This is a genomic window from Chlamydiales bacterium, from assembly GCA_041395025.1.
GTDB lineage: Bacteria > Chlamydiota > Chlamydiia > Chlamydiales > JAAKFR01 > JAJACP01.
Genome location: JAWLBH010000001.1, coordinates 822,975 through 840,928, shown reverse-complemented (window position 1 = coordinate 840,928; position 17,954 = coordinate 822,975). Strand labels below are relative to the sequence as shown.

Below are 17,954 nucleotides of genomic sequence, written 5' to 3'. Positions count from 1 at the left end.
CGATTATTCAGAGCTAGTCTCCTCTTCACGATCTTTTTCATAGCCCGACTTTTGATCTTCTTTCATTGTACCCTCTTGAGCAGCTATCGAACGAAAAGCCGTCGGATGAGATTCAATGCGAGGCAGTGTAATGGCACGTTCTCCGATACTCATTTCTTTAATATAAATATTTTTTTGTTGTAAAGTTTGAATCATATCTAATAACTGCTGTTTATGTTTCTCAACCATGATCATCGCATTGTTTTCTTGCTGAGGAGTCATAAAATTATCAAAATGAATGGTCAATTGATTTTCTTCATAACTTAACGTCAAGTGGCTCCCTAAAAACGCTTCAGGAAGATTCATAGAGGCTTCTGATAACTGGATGTTAGCAAAATCTTTTCCCTCAAGCTGTCCAATTTGCATTTCTTTAACCATATTTTGAATCAATTTGCTAATTGCAGTGATATCTGTTTTTATTTCTGAAATATCTTGAGAAGCAATCTCTTGACTTTCGGAAAACTCCTGAGATTGTTTCAATTCTTTCAATCCTAATTCAGCACCAGCAATATCAAAAAGTGACTCTTTCTTATCTTTGCTCTCTTCTTTTTTTCTTGGCAGTGTGAAATCTTTGTTTGTTTTCTTATGATCGACTGGTTCTTTATTACGTTCCCTTTTTGAAAAGACACCTGTTTCTCGATTTGATGGGGGAATTTTCATAATTACGATTCCTTTTGTTTTTTTTTCTGAGAGGTATAAACAATCTGGCCAATTTCATCTTGTTCTTTTGCTTCTTTTTTTATCAGTTCAGCCTGAACTTCTTTATCCCATGCTTCTTTATGTAAAGAAAGCTTTTCTTCCTCAACTCTTTTGATCTTAAGATGATCTTGTGCCTCTTGAAGATCCCTCTTGGCAATTTTTACCTGTTGTTGTTGTGTTTCAACTTTTTTTTCTTCTTTTTCTAGTTTTTCTTTAACCACTTTTAAATAAGACTTCATTTGTAAAACTTCATTACTCGTGGTTCCTTTATCCAGAGCCTCTCTTAATTGAGCTAACTTGCTGTTATGATGATTTAAAACAAGATTTCGTGCTTCTTCAATTTTTTTTAACTTATCTTCTTCAATTGTTAGTGCTTGCTTTTTTTTCTGCACAACCTTTTCTGCTTTTTCTACCCGATCCTTCTTGACCAAGAGCACTTGTTGAAGTGGATAGAGTTTTTTTGCCATTTTTTATCTACCAAAATACTTGTTTAGACTCTATTCTCGAAAATCAAGTTAGCAGGTTTCTTAAACACCATTTTTTTAAACAGAAAACCATAGATTGTAAACACGATCTCTTACATATCCCAAATTTTTGTTCAAAAAAAATCATTCTCTAATTTATTGTTTAGAACTATCTAAAGAGCGCCTTAAGCTGTTGAATGGTTTCTTTAAAAGAAGATTTTTCTTCAATTGTCTGTTTTAAAAAACGGTTCAGTTTATTGATATGATCAATCGCATAATCAGCATCACGATCCGATCCCCGTTTATATTCTCCAATGCGAATTAACATTTCATTTTTTCTATAGTTAGCCAATACTTCTCGTGCTTTACTAATCATTTTAAGATGTGCTGGATCTGTCACTTCATTCACTAGACGACTAATAGACGCCAACACATCAATGGCAGGATAGTGATACCCTTGTGCCAGGGTATTTGAAAGAACAATATGACCATCCAAAATAGACTTTACTTCATCTGCAACAGGTTCGTTCATATCATCACCAGCAACTAAGATTGTATAGAAGGCTGTGATTGAACCTTTATCAGAATTTCCTGATCTTTCAAGCAAACGAGGAAGAGTAGAAAAGACAGAAGGTGTATAACCTGCACGAGCAGGGGGTTCACCAGCTGCTAATCCCACCTCTCTTAAAGCTCTTGCAAAACGCGTGACTGAATCCATAATCAAAATGACAGTTTTACCTTGATCACGAAAATACTCAGCAATCGCCGTTCCGACATACGCTGCATTCAAACGAAGCTGAGAAGCTTGATCAGAAGTAGATACAATAATGACTGAACGCGCCAATCCTTCTGTCCCAAGATCTTTTTCTATAAATTCTCTAACCTCTCGCCCTCTTTCACCAATAAGTGCAATCACATTAATATCCGCTTCAGAACTCCGAGCAATCATTCCAATCAATGTAGATTTACCCACACCCGCTCCTGCAAAAATTCCAATGCGCTGGCCACGCCCACATGTCAAAAGGCCATCTATAGATCTTACCCCTGTTGAGATGGGTTCTTTAATCCGTTGCCTTTTTAGAGGATCTGGTGGAGAACGAAAAATCGGACAGGTTTGAGTCAAATTTAAAGGGCCTTTTGTCTCAATATCAAGAGGCTCTCCAATGCCATTTAACACTCTTCCTAATAACTTAGGACCCACTTTAATATGGAGAGGTAACCCAGTTGGAATCACTTCTGAAGAAGGACCTATCCCAGTCATTTCCCCTAAAGGAGAAAGATAAACTTGGTCTTGTGTGAATCCTACGACTTCAGTAATGAGCGGTGGGAGATCTTTTCGTTTAACTAGACAAACCTCACCGATCCGCACCTGAGGGACAACAGCCTTAATCAGCATCCCTACAACTTCTGTAATCCGGCCCATGACAGTTGTTAACTGTACCTCTTCTAAACTGGATATCAGTTTTTCGAAGCCAGTGGTCTCTTCATTCATATTTATCCTAACTGCGTACTCATGATAGTTTTAATGCCTGAGACAGAGGCTCCAACAATGCTGGCAAACAATTCACCTCTTTGAACAGCTCGTTGAACTGAGTATTGTAATTTTAAAAAGGAAGCAGGATTGGGATTTTTATCTTTCCCTATGAAATTTATCGCTGAACTCAAAGTCTGCTGAGATCCATTAATCCAACGGGTAATATAACTTAAAGGTGATTCATCATTCATTCGATGAGCAGAAGGGAATGTCTGATTCGTATGTTTTCCAATGGCTCCCATGTCAGAAGACATTTCCTCAACAATTTTGTCCAAAGCTTCATAATGATCTTCTGTAAATTTTTTAGTGATATTTGGATTTTTAAGTTTTGTCGCTACATCTCCAAGTTGATTTTGTAATCCTTCCATAGCATGATTTAACTGTTCAGGAGTCAGTTTCTTGATATTTTGCTGAGCTTGCTCTCTAGCAAAATCCATCGGAGTTTTTTTTATTTCACCCATTTCAAACTCTGCTTTATCCTTTGATGAAGGTAATGAAAAAGGAGTCGCATTTTCAGTCTCTTGTGAATCCCCTAAAGAATGAGTAGGATTTCTATCAGGATTTGGAGGGATTGGATTAATTTCAGAAATTCTATTATCGGGCATATCTTTTTTCCTCCTAAAATTTTACGGACTAGTTTTAACTTTATCCTGAAGCTCTTTTTCCCATTCAAGAAGAGACTTTGCAAGTTGAAGAGTTGAAGGAGTGTTGCTTTTCTCTAGGACTTCTTGTGCAAGGGTTGCTCCTATTTCAAGAGATTCATATTTTTCTTTTGGTGAACCCTCTTGTAAAACTGAAAGAATATGAGAAAAAGCAAGAAAAACCTGCGCTCTCCAATTTGTTTTTTCAATCTGAAGAATCTCTCGAAAGTGTTTTTGAGAGGTTTTAATATCCATCTTATGCAAAGCAATAATCCCATACCCCATCTTCCGAACCATATTTTGTGGATCAAGAATACCGACAGCATTAAATAATTTTTTTGCACTCTCTTCATCGCCCTGCTTAATTGCGATCAACCCTCCCTCAACTAATAAGGCAAGATCTACTTTAAAATCCTGAAGTGTTTCCATATCCTTAATCCTCTAAATTTATTATTGTCCTTTAACCGCACGTGCCATTGTGACCATTTCATTATGAACTGCACTCAAAGCATTCGAGACTGCTTCAATATACTGTGACATAATTTGCATATGAAACTGCATGTTAAACATAGTCGCTAAATTGACTGTACCTCCTGTTGCGGCCTCTAACTGATTTAAATAGGTTTGAACAGACTGTACATAGCTTTCTAAACCTTTAAGAATCTTATTAAAATCAAAAGATGGTGCCGAACCTTGACCCGTCATAACTTTCCTCCTTACAATACTTTTCTATTTACACGCTGAACCACTTTCTGAAGAGCTAAATATCCATGTAAAAGTGTTTGCGATTGATCAAATTTTTTTTTATTTTCTCCTTTACGAAGAAGAATTTTCAATTGTGAAATTCGTTCCTCAATTTGCTCTTTTAAAGCACGTAATTTTCCTACATCTTTTAACTCTTCCTCTAAATCAAAGGAATAATCAACTGATTGTATTTTTTTTTTGTCACTTTCCATTCCAAACATCATTCTTTCCTTATATATAATTTACCTTATTTGTTGTACTCGATCTTATATTTTAAACCATCCTTTTCAAGAAAAATTGCATGAGGTTGAATACTTGTAATGGTCATTAAATCAATTTGATCTCCTCTTGTTAAAATGCGCCCATTAATCACAACATTAATATTTACATCTCCATGTTTTGAAAAACCTGTAACACGATACTTATTCGGATAACGCCTATTCAAATCGATTAAACCCTGCTCAGATGAGACTGCCACTACAAAGTTCTTTATGGAACGTATACCTAAAATCTTTTCAAATGCATCAACCAAACTTTTATATTCATATGTTTGTGTTGAATTAATATAACCTGTTAGCAATAACTCACCCGTGGAAAAAGCAGGTGTGACTGCTCCAAACCCATGCTGAATCAATTGAGCACTGACGTCTTGAATAATTTGTTCTTCAACAAACACATGATTTTCCAAAAGGTTAGGATAATTGAAGTTAATATTGAGATAGTCAATCAGGTTACTCGCTTGTAAATGGGTTTTTAAATAACCAGAAATGATAAATATCCCAGCCTGGGGAGAATGCATACTGACCCCTTTGAACTGGGAAATTTTTGAGAGTAAAATATTCATCTCTTGCCAAACAGCCTCATCGTTGACAATATTATTTTCCAGACCATGAATAAAGATTAAATTCTTGATCTTATATAATAACTCATTCATCTCAACACCTGTTCTGACATGTCCCATCAAAAAAAGCTTTCCACTCAAAGGATTATAGGTATATTGAATGGCTGGATAGTCTTTAAGTATCTCTTGGATTTCTTTTGGATAATCCTGTTTCTCAATGATCACCTCGCTTGTTTGCAATAAAGAGACCATCCCGATTCCAAATAAAACAGCTAAGCCCGCAATAAACAAGGCGAGGATAAGTGAACCATGTGCAAGAGGATTTAAAGATTGTTTAATGGGTAAAGAAGGATTACTCTCTTGATGAGTCCCCTCTTCTAGAACCTCTTCTTTTTTCTTTTGAGATGTTTCAAAAACTTGAGTGACAATTGTTTCAGAAGGAGCTTCTTTATCGATTAAAAGAAAAGCTGAAGTTCCCAAAGCAACTACGACATTTGCAAATAGTTGGGTAGAATTTACAATTCTCTCATTATCAACGATAACTCCATTACGGCTTCCTAGATCTTCTATAAAAATTTCTCCATCTTCATTCAATAGAAGACGCGCATGTTCTCTCGATACACTTAAATCATTAAATACCAAATCACAGGTTTCTGAATCAGTTCCAATCAAATACTTATGCTCTAATTCAAGGGCAAATTCAGCTCCTGTATTTGGACCTGAGATCACTTTAATCAAAAATCGAGTGGTGGGAGTGAGGTCTATCATCACCTCAGAATCTTCTACTTGTCTGAAGATCTCTTCTCTAGCTAAATCTTCTTGTTTACCACTCGAATCGATTGGATAAGATAATTCTTCTTTATATTCTGCATCGCCATCTTCCATGGCCTCTTTTGCGATTTCTTCATCTGAGTCATTTGAATACTCTATTCCCCTATCATTCCGACTCTCTTCTTGGTCATTTCGATTCTCCTCTTCCTCATCTATTTCTTCCTGGTCAACAGGAGAAGAAGTCTGATCCAAGTTTTTATCCTCTTCTTTAAGGAAAGGTTCCCCTTCTTCCTCAGAATCTAAAAAAGGAGTCTCTGATTCAAAGGCATATTCGGGTTCAAAGGCATATTTACTAAGAGCTCCTTCAGGATAAAATTGAAAAATTGTCTTACCAACACCCACTTTATCGCCAGCTTGCAGTTGCTTACGAGATGAAAAAGCAGCATTGTTAAGTAAAGTAGGAGATTCTTGACTTAAATTTTCAATGAAATAACCTTCTGGAGTTTTATAACAGATAAAATGTTTAGGTGAGACTTTTGGATCTTCAATCACAATGGTCACCTGATCAGGATCAGAACCAAATGACCACTCTTGACCATCTTCAAGAGAAAGAATCAATCCCTTTAAAACTCCTTCTTCGGCGACAAATTCAGCATTCATTATTTATTACCTAATCATTTACCGAGTTTATGATTTAATAAATTCAGTTGCTTCAATTTTCCACGCTTCCGCATAGTTCAAAAAGTCCTCAAGGTAATCATGAAAATCTTTATAATCCAAATCTTTAGGTAGAAACCTTAAAAAGGTAATCTTCTTTCCATCTTTAGTCAATCCCAGAATACTTCCCCCCGTCTCACGACCAAAAAGATTACCTACCATCATTTTCAGTAAAAAAGCCTCTGTTTTTGCTTCGGGTAAAAGACTAAGCACTGTAAAGAAAGAAATAGTTAAGTCAATATTTTCTCTTACAGAAAGCTCCAAGTCTGGTTCGAAATAAAGAGAATAAGAACCATCATGATTTGCATTCAGCGGCTCTTCCAAATCTAAACTTAATTGATCTATAAGCTGCTTAAGCAAATCTATCCTTGCAAAAAAGGTTTCCACTTTATTATTTATTTTTGTTTATCTAAAGATAATCGTCCAATGAATTATGAAATTGATATTTTTTTTCTTAATAAACTCTTTATTTTTTCTCCCATTAAAAGGAAATTATATCGAATCATTTTCTGAACCATGGGGAATAGATTCTGAATTCGTTTACATAAAACGGGAAGATACACAAAACCAAAACTCTAAGATCTATTATGGGAGAAGTATTTGTAAAGGTTTGATTCGTTTTTTCCAAAATTATATCTCTCCAATTGACGGCCCAAGAAGTAGTTTCTATCCAAGTAGTTCTCAGTATACATTTGAAGCAATTCAAAAATATGGTGTCTTTCGTGGCATTTCCATGGGTTGTGACCGTTTGATGCGTGAAAACAATGAAACTTGGATTTACAAAAACATAAAAAAAGAGGGGATTCAACTGAAAATAGACTTGCTTCAATAATAGATTAATCAAATATAATCTTTCGCGAGTTTATAAGCATTACGAGTTGGTTCACTTGGAAGTTGCTCATTAGCTGGGAAAAGATTTTCTTTCCCAATCTCGTTGATAAATTGTGAATCTTCTAATGTTTTCCATACCTCTGTTGAAATTCCGCTGATCAATAACTTTTTGCCTGTTGCCTTTAAGTAGTTGAGTAGCTCTCTTAGCATGAGACAAATTGAAGCATCAATATAACGCGTATTGAGTAGTTGAAGAATGAGGATTTTAATTGAATCGTCTTCGGAGATATCTCTTAGTTTAGCTTGCAGAAGATCAGCCGCTCCGAAAAATAATTCTCCTTCTGGTTGTAAAATACAGATACGAGGATCGGGACGTTCCTCTTTAGCCTCAAGAGGACGTAATTTGCCAAAATTATTAAATGCATAATCAATAAGATAAGGGATAGCTGCTCTTTTTAAATAAATCACCACTGATAAAACCACCCCTATATAAAGGGTAATATCAAGAGTAAAAATCATACTAGATAAAAATGTAGAAAGAAGAACAAATGCATCCCCACGTGTAGCACGTAAACAGATGAAAAAATCTTTAAAATTAATCATATTATAAGCTACAAAAATCATCAGTGCGCTCAACGTACTTATAGGAATCTTATTTACAAGAAATCCAAATAATCCAATAAATAGAAAAGCTAATAAACCACTCATAATTGCAGAAAAACGGGTGCAAGCTCCTGAACCTATATTGAGTGCACTTCTTGAAAAACTCCCTGAGCTAGGCATGGCATACAAAAAAGAAGAAAAGCAATTGCTAACCCCTAGCCCATAAATCTCTTGATTACTATCATATGTAGAATCTTTTGAACTTGTATAATTACGTCCAATTGTCGTGGCTTCAATCACACTCAAAAGCGCAATAGCAAAAGCTAATGGAATGATTTTCGTGAAAATCCGAAAATGAAAAAAAGGGATAGAGAATCTTGGAACATCAAAAGAGAGAAAACTAAAATCTTGTAATAAGACAATACGTCCAATCCGATGACCTGGAGAAATCTCAAAAATGCTTTTAGACGCTTCTGGAGCAAGATGAAAAAAAAATGTTATACTACCAGCTAATAAAAAAACAACTGCTGCTCCTGGAATTTTTACAGATATCCGGTGGAAAATAATTAATAGTATCAAAGAACTTATTGATAGTAGGATCGTAGGTACGTATAGATTGTGTATTTTTTCAATGAAAAACCAAGCTTGTTGATAGAGCGGCTGATATTGATCCATTTCCTTAATCCCAAAAAAAGGGAAAAGCTGTGTCACTACAATAGTGGCAGCACCCCCAGAAATATATCCCATAACTACGGATCGACTTGTAAACTCAGTTAATCTTCCCAGTCTTAACAACCCAGCTATACACTGGAAAATTCCAATGATTAGGATGATTTCAATGGCAATGTTTGAAGCTAAAACATCACGCGCTTGCCCATGAATACCGGGGTAATACGTATAGAGAATTTCAGAGATTCCAGATTGCATTAAAATTGCCACCATATTCGTGGTTCCTGAGACAAGAAAACGAGACTGGCCAAAACTCGCTGTAAAAATCACTCCGAAAATTACTGACCAAATCCCCATGGAAGTCGGCAGACCAGCTAAGAAAGCATAAGCCATGCTCTGTGGTAAAGCCATCAATGCAACTGAAATTGCTGCGATAAGATCTTGTTTTAAAAATTTTAATTTATATTTTTTTAAATCCTCAAAAAACGGAAAGAAATCCACAGGTCGCATCAACATATTTTCAAATTAATACGATTCTATTATAATTTTTCAACCCTCTCTTATTTTTAGGCAGCTAATACTCAGCTTTTTCTCTCTTTTAATTTTCATCTAAGAAGGAGTTTTAGCTATTTGCTTAATTAAACATTGAAAGAATGGCTGAGAGAATTTTTAAATCTAGAAGAACAGACAAAGTGTTTTATGTTTAAGCTTGCGATTATTGGTAGACCGAATGTCGGTAAATCTTCTCTTTTCAATAAATTCTGCAATAAACGGATCGCCATTGTAGATGAAGTAGAAGGAAGTACCCGCGATCGTCTTTATGGACAAGCCAATTTATTTGGTATGTCTTTTGAAGTCATTGATACTGGAGGAATTGATCTTGGATCATCTGATAGATTTTATGATCAAATCCGCAAACAAGCGGAAAATGCCATTCTTGAAGCTGACACATTAATCATGGTAGTTGATGGACAGGTGGGAATCACTGAAATCGATCAATCAATTGCTCGGTTTCTTTTAAAAACTGGAAAGCCTCTTACATTAGCCATCAATAAAATTGATAATCTAGCCGAACAAGATCGATTACACCGTTTTTATTCTCTTGGAATTTCCAACATCGTTCCTGTTTCTGCAGTCCATGGCTATCAGATCGCTGAGCTTCTTGAGATTGCATGGAAAGGATTTTCTCTAACACAAGAGAGCTTGATCTATCATAAAGATCATATTGCGATTATTGGTCGAACAAATGTAGGTAAATCTACATTAGTCAATGCTCTGGTCAATGAAGAGAGATCTCTTGCGAGTTCTATACGAGGAACAACTCGTGATAGTATTGACATTCCTATTCAGTTTGATGGGAAAGAGTATATTCTCATTGATACTGCTGGAGTGCGACGTAAAAAATCTGAGCATACAGCTGTTGAAAAATTTGCTACGATACGCACAGAAGGGGCAATTGAACGTTGTGATCTCTGTTTATTAGTCCTTGATGGATCTGAGGGGATGACAACTCAAGAAAAGCAGATTGTTCAGCGGATTGAAAAAGCTGGGAAAAGTTGTATTGTTCTAATGAATAAATGGGACTTAGTGAAAGGATTTCGATCGGAACACTGTCTTCGTGCTCTATACCAACAGGTACCTTTCTTAAGCCATTGTCCTGTGCTTTTCATTTCAGCAAAATATAAAAACAATCTTCATCGTATTTTCCCTCAAATCGAAACTGTGATCAAAGCTTCTAAATATCGCGTCTCTACCCATCAATTAAATCTTTTTCTCAAAGATACATTAGCCATCAATCCTCCACCCGCCATTCATGGAAAACGCCTACGCGTTTACTACATGACACAAATTGCTATTCAGCCTCCTCGATTTATTCTATTCATTAACCATCCCTCCCTCATTTCCCATTCTTATAAGCGTTATTTAACCAATCAACTTCGGAAAAAATATGGTTATTTAGGTACTCCATTGCAACTTCAACTCCGTAGTAAAGCCTATCAAAAAAAATAAATGCTTTTAAAAATCACCTTTTGTATAAGTGGGCAATAAGAGATTTTATATAAAGAAGGAGGCTTTTTATGTTCCGTTTTTTGGTATTAACGGGTGTAGTAGTTTTAGGAATCCATGGGCAAGCACCTGCTCTTGCTCGAGAAGTTATTCCTGATGAAAATGTTTATTACGATGCTTCAAGTCTAAATACACCAGAAGCTTTATGTGCACGGAATCCTAATCAAACGAATGGTGCGAAATCGCTTTATTGCTGTGACGACTCATCGTCTTATAATTGTAATAGTTTCCCTTCAATATCCTTTCTTTTTGAAGCAGATTATCTCTATTGGCAAGCACGTGTTGATGATTTGACCTATGGTTTTGTATGGACAACATCCGGTGTGGATCCTGATGTTAGAGTAGAAGCTGGAGATCGTTATCAAGTTAATCCTGAAAGTAAATCTGGAGTAAGACTAGGAATCGGTCTTCCTATTCCTTATGTAGATAGAGTTTTGTTTTCAGCTAGATGGACCTATTATGCTACAGCAGGAGATGGAAGAGCTGTTGGCGGTTCAAATAAGTACTTGATGTCTCCTTGGACCAATCCTGCTAAAACGGCGATTTCTAATATAGGAAATGCAAAGTATAATATGGTTGTAAATATTGCAGATTTTTCTCTTGAACACAATCTATTTGCTTCTAATGAACTGACAATTACTCCTTTGGTTGGAGCACGTTGTCTCTGGATGAATCAAGATTTAAACGTCACCTATTCAGGAGGAGATTTTACACTAAGTCCATTATATGCTCACAATGAGAATAGATTATTAGGAGGTGGATTGAGAACTGGTCTATCTACTGAATGGAATATGGGGTGTGGTTGGAGCATACTAGGATGGTCCTACATCGATCTTTTATGGTCAAAAGTGAAAGTTCATCAAGACAATATCTATGGCGGTGATACTAATAGTATCATGAAGACTGATTCTCGTACCTTCAATCCCGTTTTTGAATTGTTTTTAGGACTCTCATGGGAAAGCCCTCTTTGGTGCACAAATATGCGTGCTCGAATCGGTTGGGAAGAGCAAGTATTCTTAAATGCAATACAATTTAATAGATACACCCAATTTACTGGTCAAGAAGATCTACTTAATATCTATCAAACAGGGAACGTAGCTCTAGGTGGTTTGACTGTTGGGTTATCCATCGAATATTAAAGGAGGTTTTGTATGTTCCGTTTTTTAATATTAACGGCTGCAACCATTTTAGGACTCCATGGGCAAATACCTGCTTTTGCTCGAGAAGATAAAGTTGATATGCTAGATAGCTATTATCGAGCATCTAGCTTTGATGAATCAGAAATGGTTTGTGCACGTGAAAATAACAATGCTGTTAAACCTCCTTGTTATTTTGAAGGGAATTACATTCCCAATGCTTGTCCCTCTAGAATCTTTCTTTTTGAAGCAGATTATCTCTATTGGCAAACACGCTCAGATGAATTGCCTTATGCAGTGATCAATGCGACAACAGGGGCAAGCCCTGATCTTGTTCTAACTTCTGGAAAGTTTTATCGTCTTCAACCTGAATATAATTCAGGAGTAAGACTTGGAGGTAAGGTTTTTATTCCTGCTCTGAGAAACCTACTCTTTTCAGGGAAATGGACCTATTATCAAACAACAGGAAATGGAAATACTCCAACTTTATTAGCTAGTGAGTATATGTATCCAACATGGATGAATCCTAATCAAAATCCATTGCCAGCTCTTGCTGAAGGAGAGTACTCTCTACAAACTAATATCGCGGACTTTTCAATAGAACGGATATTTTTCCCTTCGAGTAAGTTGAAAATTAACTCTTTGATAGGAGTCCGTGCTCTTTGGCTTGATCAAGGATTGAATGTTTTATATTCAGGAGGAAGCCTTGCAGATCCGGTCTTATCCAAAAATACTGCAAATTTATCGGGTACGGGTTTGCGAACTGGAGTATCTACTCAATGGAATCTTTGCTATGGTCTGAGTGTCCTAGGATGGTCATATATTGATCTTATCTGGTCTAAAACAACGATCAATCAACGAAATGAGTATCAAGCAGACATTCGTGCTGCGACTCAAGATATTATTTTCACTACTAATCCAATGTTTGAGCTATTTTTAGGCCTTTGCTGGGAAAAAATTGTTGCATCTAAAAATATGTCTAGGGGTACAAATGTATCTGCTCGGATTGGATGGGAGCAGCAGTATTTGATTAACGGTGTGCAATTTAATCAATATACTGAATTCCGCAGCACAGATGCAATCTCAGCGATTGTTCATCAAACAGGGGGCCTTTCTTTTGGTGGCCTAACTGCTGGTCTATCTATTGGATTCTAGACAAGCCCTAATGATAAAAAAGGAAGGACAAATCCTTCCTTTTTTATTTTTCTTTCATCAGCTGATCATACGTAAGTAATTCGATTAATTCTGAGCGAGTCAATTTTTTCAAAACAAGCTGATCATCAGCATGCACTATCTCTTCTAAAAGCTGAGCTTTTCTTGAAATCATCTGATCAATTTTTTCTTCAATTGTTCCTTTTGTAATCAATTTATAGACTTGTACTCCCCATTTTTGACCTATACGATGGACACGGTCAATCGCTTGATTTTCTCTAGCAGCATTCCACCACCGATCATACATAATCACCACACTTGCAGCAGTTAAATCAATGCCTAGGCCTGCTGCCTGTAGAGAGCCAATGAACACAACACAATTAGGATCTTCCTGGAATTTTTTTAATTCTTTCTTTCGATTCACGGTTTTCCCCCGAATCTGAGCATAGCCCCATCTTTTTTCTTTTAAATAATTTTCTACGATGTCAAGCATGTGAAGATATTGGGAAAAAACCACCACTTTCTGTTCACTCTCTCGTGCTTCTTCAATCAATTCAACAAAAAGGTCCCATTTGCCTGATTGGTATTTTTTATAATCCTGAGGCTTCTTTTCTACAAGCGCAGGATGGTTACAGATTTGTTTTAACCGAGAAAGAAGAGCAAAAATATGTAGATAGTTAACTGGCATCTGAGAGTTTTGTAATTCAATCATTAATTGATCATAGTCTTTAGAAAAAGAGGCTTGATAGAGATCATATTGTTGCTGAGAAAGCTCACAATAGGACTTATCTTCGCTTTTTGCAGGAAGTTCTTGAATGACTTCGCTTTTACGACGTCTTAAAACAAAAGGGCGAATTATCTGACGCAAAAGTGATTTTTTCTCATCATCTTCTCTCTCGATCGGATCGATAAATATTTTTCGATAGCGTACCTCTGAGGGCATATACCCAGGAAGAATAATGTCAAAAAGTGCTTTCAGCTCATATAAATTGTTTTCAATAGGAGTTCCTGTTAAGCCAAGACGCATGCGCGCCTGAATATGAGTCAGTGCCTTGTGAATCCGACTCGAAGCATTTTTTGCCACTTGAATTTCATCAAAAATTACAACCTCAAAAAATATTTTCTCCAGCAGATGCTTATCTAATCGAAGGATACCATATGTGGTGAGTACAATTCCCTCATCTGGAATGTCCTCTAATGCACGATTTAGACCATAGAAAGTATGTAAGGTGACTTCAGGTAAAAAGGTCTCTAGCTTATCTTGCCAATGGTAAATCACAGAGGTAGGACAAACTACTAAAATTTTTTTTTTAGATTTCTTTCCCTGATTCAAAGCTGCACTGATTAATCCCATAGCTTGATGAGTTTTACCTAAGCCCATCTCATCACAAAGAAGTGCAGACAATTTGTTTTGATACAAAAACCATAACCAATCCAAACCGATTTCCTGATATAAGCGTAGCTTGCTTTTTAACCCCGTAATGACAGGTTTTTCATAAGGAATACATTCGCGAAATTCTTCCAAAATTTGATCGGTCATCTTTCTATTTAGATTATCTAAGGAAGAAGTAAGAAGAGGAAAAGTGGTGTCAAGTCGAATAAATTCAAGAGCAGTCAATTCAATGAATTTTAAATCTTTTGATGGAATATATTGATGAATCCATTGGAATTTTTGATCATGTAGATCAATGAATCCACCATTTGTGAAAAGATAACGTTGTTTTTTTTGATAACCTTGAGCAATTTCAGTGAGTGTAATCCGTCCATATTCAGTGAGAAATTCAAATTTTGCTTTAAAATCTCCACCCTTTGTACGCATAAGGTCACTCACTTCAAGATCTAATTTATAAGGTAACTTTAAACGCTTATCGATAAATAGAAGATAAGTGGCAATTTGAGGCAATTCATGAGTAAAAAAATCTGCTAACTGCTCTTGGGAAATTATTCTTTCAATTTGGTATTTTTGGGGCAGACGCATATTCATTGGCAGTTCATAAAATCCCTCTCCTTGTTTGTAAACAAAATCTCCATAGAAGAAAATATGCTCTTCCCCTTTACACACTGGCTTGATTTGAATAGAGCTCTCTGATTTAACCGTTATTTCCAATCCTCTTTCTGTCAGAGGAAGATGGTCCATAAAAAAATGAGGAATACACTCCACTTCTTCATAATTCTTTTTGATAAAATCAGATACGTCTCCAGAAAAAATCTCCATGCCAGGACGTATTGCAGGACCTAAACGAGCATATTTTTTAGAAAAAAATCCTAATTTTCCATAATAAATCCAATCTCCAAAATCATACGAATCTATCGATTGAAAAGGAGATTTTGTATGAAAATAGAGATTTTGGTTCTTTGTAATGGAATAAGTTAAATAAGCGTCTATGCTTGCTAAATGTGTTTGAAATCCCTCTTGTCCATTCAACCAAATACGATGATGGTTAACAAAATGAGAGACCTGAAATGGAAACAAAATCACTTTTTTTTCTTTAAACAAGACATTCTTAACTGCAAAAAATCCTCGATTAGGCAGATAGACCCAGTGTTTAAATAGATGTCCATCATCTTGTTGCAGATCTTCTTTTTCAAAAAGATATGCCCTAAAATGCCAATGCCAATCCTGGTCAAAGTGTAGAGTATAAGAAAGGTTAGTCGGCTTTTTATCAATAAAAATAAAAGGAAGAATTACCTCTGAATAATTTGTCAAAAATTCAGAAACTTTTTCCTCTTCAATGCATCTATAATCGAGAAAAAAATCTTCATTTTTAGAGAAAAACCCCTTACCAGAAAGATAATCCCATTCTCCAATGGTTTTGGTTTTTTCTCCTTGCTTTCTAATGTTTTTTTTAGATTGTGAGATATGAAAAGATCGGGTTTTTCGATCGTAATCGATGTGGTTAATTTTTCCTTCGACTCTATGCAAAAGTTTTAATGGGCTATCAATTGTTGAAAGAGTTGGAATCCACTTTTCGAGATCTCTAGGTTGCATTTTCCAAATCATCTCAAAATCTGGGAAAGTGACATTTAAATGAGTTGGTAATCCTTCTAATCCCTCATAAAAACAAATTGATGCCTGATCTTCGTGTAATAACGCCCATTTAGCCAAATCAGACCAAAAAGAAAGAGAATAACGTAGAGCAGGGCTAGGTCTTCCTTTACGCCACCAATGAATTTCTTCCTGAGAAAGATTAGAAAATTTAATCGAATTTTCTGGAGTTTCAACTACCCTATCCTCAACCCACTTCCTAAGCCTTTCTTGTGCTTTTTTCTTTGTTCCTAGAATCATGAAAAAAATGGCATTTTGAAATATGTATCTTCCTGTTTCTTTTTTTTTTAAACAGTGCCCTTCATATCCAATATGATCAGCAGACAAGGTGCAGAGTACATTCCAAAAAGAATTTTCAAAGCGTAAATGAAGAAGTTCTCCTTTATTGCTTATCTTTAGATAAGCTGCCATGAGATGAACACATCCAAACCCATTTTCTAAAGAACATGAACAAAAAGCATCCTCGATGACTTCTTCCTCATCAAACTGAAGAAAAGGCCAAAAAGCTGTTTGAAATTCCGGATCATAAACTTCTATTTGATAGGTCCCTTTTGAAAAGAGTACCTCTCTAACACATCCGTTTTTCACCATTGTCTCAGCTTGAAATCTAAAAATTTCTAAATCCATAACTCATCTTTTTGTCTCATAAAAAAATCTCTCCACAGATGATCGGCCCGATCCTAGGGATCGATAGGCTTCTTTGCGATATTTTTTTCTATTCAATTGATCGCATTGAAAAAGCAATGGCTCTTTTCAAAAGCCTCGATCAAAACCCCTATGTATATAGGAATAAACGTATCAACAAGGTAAGTCCAGATATTCCGTAGAAAATCCCCTTAACCGGCTGAAAATCAAAAAGTTTATATAGTATATTAAGAACACATAATACGATAAGCGCTGGATAAAAGACTTGCAAAATCGGGACAAGAAAAGAAGCAATGCCTTCGAAATGCAGGGTAGAAATTAAAAAAGAGAGCCCAAGAGTGATGAATAGAGAAATCTGGTAAGAAATTTTATGTTTAAAAAAGTTTTCATGCAAATATTCTGCAAAAACGGCTGTTAAAGCAATTTCTGTTGTTAAACAGGCCAAACAAACAGCAAGAGAAGCGACCATACCAGCATAGGGTCCTAAGATTTGGTAAGCTAATGAACCAAGCATTTGATGATTCGACAGCAAAGCTAAACTGGGGCTAAAACCAGCAGCAATAAAAGAAAATGAAAGATAGACAACTGTCAGCAGACAGGCTGAAATAATGCTCCCATAGAGAGCGATTTTTAAGAATGAACGGTTTTCTTTTTCTGAAACTTCTTTAACTATATGACTTTCTCTTAAACAAAGTAAAACAACTGAAGAAAAGAAAAAAGCGGCTAAAAGATCCATTGTATTATATCCATCAAGCAGACCTCTTAGAAACATTTGGGGACCCGAATAGAAAGAAGGAGCGGGATAAGGCATTTGAATAAATCCTTTCACGATGATAAGAGCGAGAGACAAGAGAAGAATAGGAGTGAGGAGGTAGCCTAAAAGAGAAACAATTTTATTTGCACGAAATGTAAATAAATAAATGATTCCACACGAAATGAGACTAAATGTGGTTAAGTTTAATCCGTAGAAATTTTTTAAACCAGAGATCTCAAGAGTCGAAAAAGCAATCGTAATACAACGGGGAATCCCTCCAAAAGGACCAATCAATGAAAGAATCATAATGGTCACTAAAAATCCTGGAACTTTACCAATACGTTGGAAAAACAAAACATAATTTCCATGATATAAAAGCATCGCTAATAGTCCTAAGAGAGGGACGATCACTGCAGTAATAATCAGGCCAAAAATACCAAAAAAAATTTTATCTTGAGTCAATTGACCAAGGGCTAAAGGAAATACGATATTTCCTGCTCCAAAAAACATCGCAAATATTGCAAGGCCTGTTGACCAAATAGTCCCTTTTTTTTGATTCGTTAATGCCATATTTTCCTTTTTCACCATCTTCAAAGATTTA

At 35.9% G+C, this 17,954-nt stretch carries 16 protein-coding genes; 4 read left to right on the top strand and 12 right to left on the bottom strand.

Features of this window, described 5'->3' with window-relative positions:
- Positions 1-3: 3 nt before the first annotated feature.
- The 9 genes from R3E91_03800 to R3E91_03760 form a co-directional block, all read right to left on the bottom strand.
- A complete protein-coding gene (locus R3E91_03800) occupies positions 4-699 on the bottom strand; it encodes a DUF5421 family protein (GenBank protein MEZ5315319.1) in 696 nt (231 codons plus the stop codon).
- A 2-nt stretch (positions 700-701) separates the two neighbouring features.
- Positions 702-1,205 carry a type III secretion T3S chaperone gene (locus tag R3E91_03795; protein ID MEZ5315318.1) on the bottom strand — a complete coding sequence of 168 codons (504 nt, stop codon included), beginning with the start codon at positions 1,203-1,205 and terminating at the stop codon, positions 702-704.
- A gap of 166 nt (positions 1,206-1,371) precedes the next feature.
- Positions 1,372-2,694 (bottom strand): type III secretion system ATPase SctN, encoded by a 1,323-nt coding sequence (sctN, locus tag R3E91_03790; GenBank protein MEZ5315317.1) that lies wholly within the window; start codon positions 2,692-2,694, stop codon positions 1,372-1,374.
- A 2-nt stretch (positions 2,695-2,696) separates the two neighbouring features.
- Positions 2,697-3,341, bottom strand: a complete 645-nt coding sequence (locus tag R3E91_03785) for a hypothetical protein (protein MEZ5315316.1) — start codon at positions 3,339-3,341, stop codon at positions 2,697-2,699.
- Between the two features lie 21 nt (positions 3,342-3,362).
- A complete protein-coding gene (locus tag R3E91_03780) occupies positions 3,363-3,806 on the bottom strand; it encodes a hypothetical protein (GenBank protein MEZ5315315.1) in 444 nt (147 codons plus the stop codon).
- Between the two features lie 21 nt (positions 3,807-3,827).
- The gene (locus tag R3E91_03775; GenBank protein ID MEZ5315314.1) at positions 3,828-4,082 is read right to left on the bottom strand and encodes a DUF5407 family protein; all 255 of its coding nucleotides are present in this window, start codon (positions 4,080-4,082) and stop codon (positions 3,828-3,830) included.
- Positions 4,083-4,093: 11 nt separating this feature from the next.
- A complete protein-coding gene (locus tag R3E91_03770) occupies positions 4,094-4,333 on the bottom strand; it encodes a DUF5398 family protein (protein MEZ5315313.1) in 240 nt (79 codons plus the stop codon).
- Positions 4,334-4,368: 35 nt separating this feature from the next.
- Positions 4,369-6,393 carry a type III secretion system inner membrane ring subunit SctD gene (gene sctD / locus R3E91_03765; protein ID MEZ5315312.1) on the bottom strand — a complete coding sequence of 675 codons (2,025 nt, stop codon included), beginning with the start codon at positions 6,391-6,393 and terminating at the stop codon, positions 4,369-4,371.
- A 27-nt stretch (positions 6,394-6,420) separates the two neighbouring features.
- The gene (locus tag R3E91_03760) at positions 6,421-6,810 is read right to left on the bottom strand and encodes a type III secretion system chaperone (GenBank protein MEZ5315311.1); all 390 of its coding nucleotides are present in this window, start codon (positions 6,808-6,810) and stop codon (positions 6,421-6,423) included.
- A gap of 250 nt (positions 6,811-7,060) precedes the next feature.
- On the opposite strand from R3E91_03760, the gene yidD reads away from it, so the two are divergent.
- The gene (yidD, locus tag R3E91_03755) at positions 7,061-7,282 is read left to right on the top strand and encodes a membrane protein insertion efficiency factor YidD (protein MEZ5315310.1); all 222 of its coding nucleotides are present in this window, start codon (positions 7,061-7,063) and stop codon (positions 7,280-7,282) included.
- Between the two features lie 8 nt (positions 7,283-7,290).
- Here the strand turns inward: yidD and R3E91_03750 are convergent, their stop codons facing one another.
- Positions 7,291-9,063: a SulP family inorganic anion transporter gene (locus R3E91_03750; protein ID MEZ5315309.1), complete on the bottom strand. Its 1,773-nt coding sequence runs from the start codon at positions 9,061-9,063 to the stop codon at positions 7,291-7,293.
- Between the two features lie 189 nt (positions 9,064-9,252).
- Between R3E91_03750 and der the strand changes: the two genes are divergently transcribed.
- The 3 genes from der (at position 9,253) to R3E91_03735 (ending at position 12,911) form a co-directional block, all read left to right on the top strand.
- Positions 9,253-10,563, top strand: a complete 1,311-nt coding sequence (gene der, locus R3E91_03745; protein MEZ5315308.1) for a ribosome biogenesis GTPase Der — start codon at positions 9,253-9,255, stop codon at positions 10,561-10,563.
- A gap of 68 nt (positions 10,564-10,631) precedes the next feature.
- The gene (locus tag R3E91_03740) at positions 10,632-11,759 is read left to right on the top strand and encodes an Lpg1974 family pore-forming outer membrane protein (protein MEZ5315307.1); all 1,128 of its coding nucleotides are present in this window, start codon (positions 10,632-10,634) and stop codon (positions 11,757-11,759) included.
- A gap of 12 nt (positions 11,760-11,771) precedes the next feature.
- Positions 11,772-12,911 carry an Lpg1974 family pore-forming outer membrane protein gene (locus R3E91_03735; GenBank protein ID MEZ5315306.1) on the top strand — a complete coding sequence of 380 codons (1,140 nt, stop codon included), beginning with the start codon at positions 11,772-11,774 and terminating at the stop codon, positions 12,909-12,911.
- Positions 12,912-12,954: 43 nt separating this feature from the next.
- On the opposite strand, the gene R3E91_03730 is transcribed toward R3E91_03735, so the two are convergent.
- Together R3E91_03730 and brnQ are read right to left on the bottom strand one after the other, a co-directional pair.
- Positions 12,955-16,581, bottom strand: a complete 3,627-nt coding sequence (locus R3E91_03730) for a DEAD/DEAH box helicase (GenBank protein ID MEZ5315305.1) — start codon at positions 16,579-16,581, stop codon at positions 12,955-12,957.
- A 148-nt stretch (positions 16,582-16,729) separates the two neighbouring features.
- Positions 16,730-17,923 (bottom strand): branched-chain amino acid transport system II carrier protein, encoded by a 1,194-nt coding sequence (gene brnQ, locus R3E91_03725; protein ID MEZ5315304.1) that lies wholly within the window; start codon positions 17,921-17,923, stop codon positions 16,730-16,732.
- Between the last annotated feature and the right edge of the window lie 31 nt (positions 17,924-17,954).